Source organism: Rhizobium sp. SEMIA 4085, assembly GCF_013004495.1.
GTDB lineage: Bacteria > Pseudomonadota > Alphaproteobacteria > Rhizobiales > Rhizobiaceae > Rhizobium > Rhizobium gallicum.
The window spans coordinates 1-7836 of the sequence record NZ_JABEPH010000298.1 but is presented as its reverse complement, the minus strand read 5'-3'; the positions used below and the strand labels follow the sequence as shown (position 1 = coordinate 7836).

General features: G+C 60.4%; 7 protein-coding genes and 1 pseudogene. 1 reads left to right on the top strand and 7 read right to left on the bottom strand.

The genetic code is table 11. From position 1 onward, the window contains the following. The 4 genes from C9413_RS24010 to tesB all read right to left on the bottom strand — a co-directional run. Window positions 1–2215: DNA translocase FtsK (locus C9413_RS24010; RefSeq protein ID WP_170250991.1), on the bottom strand; the 2215-nt coding region annotated here is incomplete at its 3' end. Between the two features lie 234 nt (window positions 2216–2449). Further along, window positions 2450–3886, bottom strand: coding sequence for an ammonium transporter (locus C9413_RS24005; protein WP_039846419.1), 1437 nt, complete (start codon window positions 3884–3886; stop codon window positions 2450–2452). A gap of 28 nt (window positions 3887–3914) precedes the next feature. Then, the gene (locus tag C9413_RS24000; protein ID WP_027511789.1) at window positions 3915–4253 is read right to left on the bottom strand and encodes a P-II family nitrogen regulator; all 339 of its coding nucleotides are present in this window, start codon (window positions 4251–4253) and stop codon (window positions 3915–3917) included. Window positions 4254–4476: 223 nt separating this feature from the next. After that, window positions 4477–5361, bottom strand: a complete 885-nt coding sequence (gene tesB / locus C9413_RS23995; RefSeq protein ID WP_039846420.1) for an acyl-CoA thioesterase II — start codon at window positions 5359–5361, stop codon at window positions 4477–4479. Window positions 5362–5445: 84 nt separating this feature from the next. Between tesB and C9413_RS23990 the strand changes: the two genes are divergently transcribed. Continuing rightward, entirely contained in the window at window positions 5446–6660 is a 1215-nt protein-coding gene (locus tag C9413_RS23990; protein ID WP_170250990.1) for a ubiquinone biosynthesis hydroxylase, read from the top strand. Here the strand turns inward: C9413_RS23990 and C9413_RS23985 are convergent. The 3 genes and pseudogenes from C9413_RS23985 to C9413_RS23975 all read right to left on the bottom strand — a co-directional run. Next, a complete protein-coding gene (locus tag C9413_RS23985) occupies window positions 6657–6845 on the bottom strand; it encodes a Trm112 family protein (RefSeq protein ID WP_039846422.1) in 189 nt (62 codons plus the stop codon). The two genes, C9413_RS23990 and C9413_RS23985, sit on opposite strands and share 4 nt — an antisense overlap. A 10-nt stretch (window positions 6846–6855) precedes the next feature. Next, entirely contained in the window at window positions 6856–7539 is a 684-nt protein-coding gene (locus tag C9413_RS23980) for an LON peptidase substrate-binding domain-containing protein (RefSeq protein ID WP_039846423.1), read from the bottom strand. A gap of 101 nt (window positions 7540–7640) precedes the next feature. Beyond that, window positions 7641–7836: pseudogene (locus tag C9413_RS23975) on the bottom strand (tetratricopeptide repeat protein); the annotation flags it as partial.

The window sequence follows — 7836 nt, the reverse complement described above, 5'->3', positions numbered from 1 at the left end:
TGTGGATCGGCGACGGGAGCTGGAAGGCGACGCGGGTAGGGAAATTTGCCGTGAGCGTGCCGGGAATGACGTCGGCGGACGGACGCTGGGTCGCCATGATGACGTGAATGCCGGCGGCGCGCGCCATCTGCGCCAGGCGCTGGACGGCGCCTTCGATATCCTTGCCGGCGACCATCATGAGGTCAGCCATTTCGTCGATGATGACGGCGATGTAGGGCATCGGCTGCAGGTCGAATTCCTCGGTTTCGTACATCGCTTCGCCGGTGTGGCGGTCAAAGCCTGTCTGCACGGTTCGGGAGATGGCTTCACCCTTGGCCAGCGCCTGCTCGACGCGCGCATTGAAACCATCGATATTGCGGACGCCGATCTTCGACATCTTCTTGTAGCGCTCTTCCATCTCGCGGACGGTCCATTTGAGCGCGACGACAGCCTTCTTCGGATCGGTGACCACCGGCGACAGCAGATGCGGAATGCCATCATAGACCGAGAGTTCGAGCATCTTCGGGTCGATCATGATCAAGCGGCACTGTTCCGGCGTCAGACGGTAGAGCAGCGAGAGGATCATGGTGTTGATGGCAACCGACTTACCGGAGCCTGTCGTACCGGCAACCAGCAGGTGAGGCATCTTCGCGAGATCGGCGATGACGGCCTCGCCGCCGATCGTCTTGCCGAGTGCCATGGCGAGCTTCGCCTTCGAACCTTCGAAATCACGCGATGCGATCAGTTCGCGCAGGTAAACAGTTTCACGCGTTGAGTTTGGCAATTCGATGCCGATCGCATTGCGGCCAGGGACCACAGCGACACGGGCGGCGATTGCGCTCATGGAGCGGGCAATGTCGTCGGCAAGGCCGATAACGCGTGAGGACTTGATGCCCGGGGCCGGCTCGAGCTCGTAAAGTGTGACGACTGGGCCAGGGCGGACATGGATGATTTCACCCTTGACGCCGAAGTCTTCCAGAACGCCTTCGAGCATGCGGGCATTCTGCTCCAGCGCATCGGCGGAAAGCGATGTGTCGCGGATGAAATTCTTTGGTTCGGCGAGCAGATGAATCGAGGGAAGCTGGAAACCTTCCGGACGAATGAAGGAAGCCTGCGATTCGCGTTCGATGCGGGCACCGGGCTTCGGACGCGAGATCTGCGGCACGACGCGCGGTTCGGGCTTGCCGCCGGCAGCCTTTGCCGGCGCACGTATCATCCAGTCATCTTCGTCGTCATCCGGCAGAATATCGGCCGGACGCGGAGGCATGTCGCTATCGAATGGCACTTCGCCATCGTCGTCGTCGAGCGAAATCGAGGGCGCAGAGACGACCCGGCGCGGCGAGCTGACGCGCGGTTCCATCGACGGCTCCAGGCGCTCGCTGCGGCCTGCCGGCGCCTTGGCGCGAACCGGCTCGTTCAGGGTACCGAATTCATCATCGTTGAAGTCGTAGGGCGATTCGAAATCGCTCTGGCGGCGCTTGCGTGGCGCCATGCCGAGGATGCGGCGCATCCGCGCTTGGCTCATATACCAGGCATGTGTCAGCGCTCCGAACGCAAGCCAGCCGCCGCCTTCGTCGTCCTCGTCCTCGTCGGCATCCCCAACCGAGCGGGCTTTGGAAGGCATAGCCCCGAGTGCGTCGCCCTCATCCTCTTCAGCTTCAGTGCGGCCGACGATGCCGGCAGCAAAGAGCATCATCCAGGCGGTGGGCAGCGCGAAGACGCCGCCGACAGCCGTCGCGAACGCGCCACTCGGGTAGGCGCCGACGAAGAGAGCCGGAAAACGAAGGATCATATCGCCGATGACGCCGCCGATGCCGTTCGGGATCGGCCATGTCAGAGGCGGTGGGAAGCAGCCGATCACGGCAGACGAAAGGACCGAGCCGAGAGCCCAGGCGCCGGCCCGTTGAGGAAGGCGGCTCATGCGGCGGCCTGAAATCAATGCCAAGGCCCAGGCGACGACCGGCAACAGTGCCACGACGCTTGCAAGGCCGAAGAACTGCATCGCGATGTCAGCAAAGGCGGCACCGCCATATCCCAGGACATTTGCCGGCGGATTGCCCGTCGCGTAGGAATAGCTCGGATCTGTGACGTTCCATGTCGCGAGTGCCGCGACCGCGAGCGCCAATAGCAGGAAGATTGCAAAGCCCAGGAGAGCCTGCGCCTGCCGGAACACGAACCCTGAGAGGGAGAAACGGTCCGGCCGGCTATCAATCACCGGCGACGTGCTTCTTGCCATATACTCGACCCGTCCAATGCTGAGCGCGCGAATCGCCGAGGGCGTCGCCACGCAATATGCGTCCGCCCCACCTAATCAAAGGAGGGTTAAAGCGATGTTAACCATGAGAGACTGGACAAGCCGGACCGGCAAATAAAAAGGCCCGAACCTAAGGTCCGGGCCAAGATGCAGCCTGTAGATAGGCCGCGACGGGCTGTTGAGCGGCGCCCTTTGCCGGGCGCCGCTGTCCTGCGATCAAGAAGAGTGGTAGGCGGCTTCGCCATGGGTCGCCAGGTCGAGACCTTCGCGTTCTGCCTCCTGGGTTACGCGCAGGCCGACGATGACGTCGACGATCTTGTAGAGGATCGCCGAGCCGACACCCGACCAGACGAGGGTCGTCACGACGCCCTTTAGCTGAGCCCAGACCTGAGTTGCCGTACCGGCGTAGGATGCAGCAAAGTCCGGCGTCGAGTAGTCGACGATACCTGCGCCGCCGAGCGCCGGGTTGACGAGAATGCCGGTGCCGATGGCGCCGATGATGCCGCCAACGCAATGCACGCCGAAGACGTCAAGGCTGTCGTCGTAGTTGAACTTGTTCTTCACGACGTCGACGAAGAAGTAGCAGGCCGGCGAAACGATCAGGCCGAGAACGATCGAGCCCATCGGGCCTGCAAAGCCTGCTGCCGGCGTAACGGCAACGAGACCGGCAACAGCGCCCGAAGCGGCACCCAGCATGGAAGCCTTACCGCGGGCGAAGGTTTCGACGATGCACCAGGAAACAGCGGCAGCAGCCGCTGCAACGAAAGTGTTGATCATCGCGAGCGAAGCATAGGAGTTGGCTTCGAGGTTGGAACCGGCGTTGAAGCCGAACCAGCCGACCCACAGAAGCGATGCGCCGACCATGGTGAGCGTCATCGAGTGCGGAGCCATGATTTCCTTCTTATAACCCGTGCGCTTGCCAAGCATGATGGCGCCGACAAGGCCGGCAATACCGGCATTGATGTGAACGACCGTGCCGCCGGCGAAGTCGATTGCACCATAGGAGAAGATCAGGCCGGACGGCGAGCTGTAGGAGCTCGGACCACCCCAGAACCAGACCATGTGCGCCATCGGGAAGTAGATGAAGGTGACCCACAGGACAACGAACAGCATGACGGCGGAGAACTTGATGCGCTCGGCAAACGCACCGACGATGAGGCCGGGTGTAATGCAGGCAAACGTCATCTGGAACACGATGAAGGTGTATTCCGGAATGGCGACGCCCTTCGAGAAGGTCTCGGCGAGTGACGATGTGTTGACGCCGGCAAGGAAGGCCTTGGAGAAACCGCCGATGAAGCTGTTCAGCGAACCGCCGTCGGTGAAGGCCAGCGAGTAGCCGTAGGTGACCCAGATCAGGGACACAACGGCGGTGATCATGAAGACCTGCATCAGCACGGAGAGCATGTTCTTGGCGCGTACGAGGCCGCCATAGAAGAGAGCCAGGCCGGGAATGGTCATCAACAGGACGAGCGCCGAGGAGACGAGCATCCAGGTATTGTCACCCTTGTCCATGGTGAAAGCCGGAGCCGCTGCAGCCGCGGCATCGGCAGCAGCCGGCGCGGTCTCCTGCGCAAAGGCGACGACCGGCGCTAAGAGCGCGGCAGACGCAGCCCCGAGCCGCGCAAATGTGGAAGAAAACTTCGAAATTGACATTGGAATAAAGCTCCTTGCTCAGCCGTTCTTACAGCGCTTCGGTATCGGTTTCGCCCGTGCGGATACGGACGGCATGGTCGATCGAGTAGACAAAAATCTTGCCGTCGCCGATCTGGCCGGTCTTGGCCGACGACGCGATGGCTTCGACGGCCTTGTCGACGATTTCTGATGCGACTGCGATTTCGATCTTGAGCTTCGGCAGGAAGCTGACCGCATATTCCGTACCGCGATAGATTTCGGTATGTCCCTTCTGGCGTCCGTAGCCCTTCACTTCGGTCACGGTCAGGCCCTGGATGCCGATCGCCGTGAGGGCTTCGCGGACCTCATCGAGCTTGAACGGCTTGATAATGGCCATCACAATTTTCATCTGGTTTTCCCATCCTTCGTTATCCTCGGCGCGGAGCCGACTCTCCTTGCCGCTGACGTTCACGAACAGCGACTGGGGATCTACATTCAAAGGGCGTGCCAGTTTCGAAGCAGATTATAAGTTATTGAAAAGTAAAGAGTATAATGAACGATGCTATTTAAGAGGCAATTGACAGGGCAACAACCGCCCAAATAATGCCCAAATTTGTAAATTTGCACATTTTTTATTCATTTGCCTTTTTCCGAATCAAACCTTCCTGCGCGACTGACGCAATCAGAACACCCGACCGGGTAAAGAGGCTACCGCGCGTGAGACCGCGGGCACCAAAAGCCGATGGGCTATCTTGTGTGTAAAGCAGCCAATCCTCAAGCTTATCAGGCCGATGAAACCACATGGAATGGTCAAGGCTCGCAACCTGCAGGCTCTGGTCGAAGATCGACGTCCCATGAGCGTAGAGCGAGGTATCGAGCAGCGTCATGTCGGAGAGATAGGCAAGCACAGCAGCTTGATAGAGCCGGTTATCCGGGACCGGCCCTGTCGCGCGTACCCAGACATCCTGGCGGGGATCAAGCTTCTTGTTTGAAAAATAGTGCGTCAGCGAAACCGGCCGGATTTCGATCGGCCGTTCGCGCTCCCAGTATTTGCGCACGGCCGCCGGCGCATGCGCGAGGTACTGCTCCTTGATCTGCTGTTCGCCGAGCAGTCTTTCCGGCATGGGGACATCAGGCATCACGATCTGATGATCGAAGCCCGGTTCCTCGACCTGGAAGGAGCATGAGAGTGCAAAAATCGCCTTGCCGTGCTGGATTGCCACGACCCGGCGCGTATTGAAGCTCGATCCGTCACGGATGCGCTCCACCTGATAGACGATCGGTACGGAAGGATCGCCCGGCCGCATGAAATAAGCATGCAGCGAGTGAACGAAGCGCTCTGTCTCAATCGTCCGCTGGGCAGCCATCAATGCCTGACCGATCACCTGTCCGCCAAAGACGCGCTGCCAGCCGACCTGGGGACTGCGGCCGCGAAAGATATCGACTTCGATCGGCTCGAGATCAAGCGTCGCGAGCAGCGTTTCCATGGCTGTGGGTTTGGCCGCTTCTTCCATCATTTGTTCAACTCCCAACGGTAGGAAGTGGGGATGCGATGATCTATATAGATCATCATTGTAATCACAAGGCGCGGAGAGCGGGCGATGCAGGACATGCTGGTTGTTGGCGGAGGGTACGTCGGCCTTTGCGCGGCGGTCGCCGTCAAGCAGGCAGCCCCCCACCTCGATATTGCCGTCGTTGAAGCAGCGCCTGAGTATGTCTGGCAGAAGGATATGCGCGCCTCGGCGATCATCGCCGCGGCAACGAAGATGCTGGAAGTCTTCGGCATCTGGGAGGAAATCAAGCCTGCAGCCCAGCCGATCACCAAGATGGTCGTGACCGATTCGAGGACCGCCGACCCGGTTCGCCCGGTTTTCCTGACCTTCGATGGTGAAGTGGAAGATGGCCGCCCTTTTGCGCACATGATCCCGAACGCCGTCCTGGTCGGCGCGTTGCGCGGCGTCTGTGACCGGCTCGGCATCGAAATCCGGCATGGGCTGAGCGCCACCGGCCTGAAGACGGAAGAAAACCGGATCTCCGTGACGTTGTCTGATGGAAGCGCACTGGAATCACGCTTGCTCGTCGCCTGCGATGGGGTGCGCTCGAAGCTCCGCGATCTGGCAGGCATAAAGACGGTCAGCTGGGATTACGGCCAGTCCGGCATCGTGGTGACCGTCGAGCACGAGCGGCCGCACAATGGCTGCGCCGAAGAGCATTTCCTGCCCTCCGGTCCCTTTGCGATCCTGCCCCTCACCAACAACCGGTCTTCCCTGGTCTGGACCGAGCGGGCCCACGATGCCGACCGGCTTGTTGCCGGCGAGGACCTGATTTTCGAAGAGGAACTGGAGCGCCGCTTCGGCCATAAGCTCGGCGCGCTCAAGGTGATTGGCGAAAGACGCGCCTTCCCGCTCGGACTGACGCTCGCCCGGGCCTTCGTGGCGCCGCGCTTTGCACTTGCAGGCGATGCAGCCCACGGCATTCACCCGATTTCCGGCCAGGGGCTCAATCTCGGCTTTAAGGACGTGGCAGCATTGGCAGAAACCATCGTCGAGGCCGACCGGCTCGGGCTCGATATCGGCTCGATCAATATTCTCGAGCGCTACCAGACCTGGCGCCGCTTCGATACGTTTCGGATGGGGGTGACGACCGATGTGCTGAACCGGCTGTTCTCCAATGACGTGATGCCTGTGCGCATTGCCCGCGACGTCGGCCTGGGCATCGTCGACAGGATCCCGAGCCTCAAGGCCTTTTTCATCGGGCAGGCGGCCGGGACCGCGGCCAGGAACAATCCGCGGCTTTTGGCAGGCGAGACGATCTAATCGTCCAGCCGCCGCGCCTCTGAGACCAGCATGATCGGGATGCCATCACGAATCGGATAGGCAAGGCGGGCCTTTTCCGAGACGAGCTCGTTGTGCTCGCGGTCATAGCGGAGCGTGCCCTTGGTGAGCGGACAAACAAGGAGCTCAAGCAGTTTCGGATCAACACGGCTGAGTTTTTCGTCCATACCCGATGATTTACTGCAAAACCGTATCGGAGTCACCGAAGACCCGCGCGAGCACGATTTCTGTGATTGCGATCAGGGTTTCCGCCCTGGTTTTGAGATCGGGAGCCTCCAGCAGCGCCTGTTTCTCTGCAGGACCAAAGGGCGACATCATCGCAAGCGAATTCACAAGCGTCAGATTGCTGGCTCGCTCGACACTTTCCCAGTCGGCTTCCAGCTTGTTCGCATCGAGATAGGCCCTGAAAGCGGAAAGCAAAGCGCCACGATCGACGGCATCTTCTTCATCGCGTGCGGAGAGATCCGAAATGAAGGGAGCGATGCGGAAGCTTCTGAACGGCTCATGCGTCATTTTCTCGCCAAGCAGGCGGAAACGGCAAACGCCCGTCAGGGAAACGATATAGCGCCCGTCGCCCGTCTCGGCGAAAGAGGTGATCCGCCCGATGCAGCCGACTGGAGCAAGATGAGGGTCGCCGGTTTTGTCGCCCGCCGTCGCATCATTGTCGCCGAGCGCCGGCTGGACCATGCCGATCAGCCGGTTGCCAGCCAACGCGGCGTCAAACATCGCGAGATAACGCGGTTCGAAAATATTCAGCGGAAGCTGTCCCGTAGGCAGGAGAAGAGCGCCGGTCAGAGGAAAGACGGCGATCGAATCTGGCAGATCGCCGGGTTTTAAATATCTTGCATTCCCGACTTGCATCAAAACTTGTCCCACACCAAGCAGGAGCGAAACGGTGCTCCCTGTCCTGCCTGTGAAATGTGGTGCCCTTGCCCAAAAACGCAAGGGCAAGGTTTTGAAAGTTACGAGAAGAGCATTGCCGAAAGCTTGCGCCGCGCGGACACCGTTGCCGGATCCTTGACGCCAGCCTTCGAAGACTGGCAGGAGGTGGGGGCGTGCGCCGTCGTCATCGAAGCTCCGGTCCGTGCGCATGATATGGAGCAGATGCTCTGCCGCCTCGTCTCGCTTTCCCTCGACGTTCAAGATCTTGGCAAGCTT